Annotated in this window: 1 protein-coding gene; it reads left to right on the top strand. The window is 64.5% G+C overall.

What is annotated here, in order from left to right:
* On the top strand, positions 1-594 hold a 594-nt coding region (locus AC5ZGW_RS46775; protein WP_496114216.1), incomplete at both ends, for a cytochrome c peroxidase.

Genomic DNA, 594 nt, shown 5'->3' with positions numbered 1-594 from the left:
GCCGGTGTCCGAGCTCAACCGCACGACCGGCTCATATCCTGGTTCGGTGCGCACCCGCTTTAGCAACCGCAAGCCGCAGTCGCATGCGTACGCACCGCTTTCCCCTGTTTTGCATTATAATCCCGGGCAGGGCGATCTCGTCGGCGGCAATTTCTGGGATATGCGCGCAACCGGCCGTCGGTTAGGCAATCCAGCCGCCGAGCAGGCGGAGGGGCCGCCGACCAATCCCGTCGAAATGGGCCTGCCCGATATTGTCTGTGCGGTATATCGCGCGGTGCAGCGGCCCTATTGCGGCTTGTTCGAAGCGGTCTGGGGTCCGCAGGCCTTTGCTATCCAGTGGCCTGCGGACGTTGAGCAGGTGTGCAATCAACCGGGGCCGCCGCCCGCGAACGACCCGATACCAGTCCATCTTACGCCGATAGATCGCGGCCGCGCCGCGGCCACGTTCGACCAGATGGCGCAGTCCATCGCCGGCTACGAGGCGTCCGCCGAGGTAACGGCTCTTACTTCCAAGTTCGATGCGGTGCTGGCGGGCAAAGCGCAGTTTACGCCTCAGGAGCAGGCGGGTTATGAGCTGTTCCGCGGCAAGGGGCA

It is taken from the genome of Bradyrhizobium sp. Crot121, assembly GCF_059512385.1.
Note: the sequence above shows the minus strand (reverse complement) of the source record. Positions and strands in the feature narration are given on the sequence as shown.